Source organism: Acidiplasma aeolicum, assembly GCF_001402945.1.
Taxonomy (GTDB): Archaea; Thermoplasmatota; Thermoplasmata; order Thermoplasmatales; family Thermoplasmataceae; genus Acidiplasma; species Acidiplasma aeolicum.
The window spans coordinates 1-561 of the sequence record NZ_LKBG01000212.1 but is presented as its reverse complement, the minus strand read 5'-3'; the positions used below and the strand labels follow the sequence as shown (position 1 = coordinate 561).

Annotated in this window: 1 protein-coding gene; it reads left to right on the top strand. The window is 33.7% G+C overall.

Translation table 11 applies throughout. The features are described from left to right. On the top strand, positions 1 to 485 hold a 485-nt coding region (locus AOG54_RS04650), incomplete at its 5' end, for an AMP-binding enzyme (protein ID WP_449222428.1). Positions 486 to 561 lie beyond the last annotated feature (76 nt).

The window sequence follows — 561 nt, the reverse complement described above, 5'->3', positions numbered from 1 at the left end:
ATTTTTCTGTATTCAATGGTTATTACTCCAATTATGATGAGGCTGTGGAGGATGAATACAACCATATTTGGGTACTTGGCCGCACGGATGATGTAATAAATGTTGCGGGGCACAGATTATCTACAATGGAAATGGAAAACAGCATAATGTCGATACCGGAAATATCCGATGCTGCCGTTATAGGCATAGATGATGAAATAAAGGGCCTTATTCCTGCGGCTTTTATCACGCTTAATAATAGAACCGTGGATTACAATGAGATAAAAAACCGGATAAAAAATGTAATTAATGATTCAATAGGAAAATTTGCCATTCCCGGAAAAATATACATAATATCTGAAATGCCAAAAACAAGGTCCGGGAAAATTATGAGAAGGCTATTACGCGAAATACTATCAAAGGGAGATATTTCTGGTGATATTACCGGTCTCGAAAATCCAGAATCCATTGAGAAAATAAAAAATGAATTAAAAAATTCTAATTGAAATATTTTATATATTCATAATTTATGATAAACAGGTGATTTATTGGAGGAAGAATATGATATTTTAAGGGAGAGCG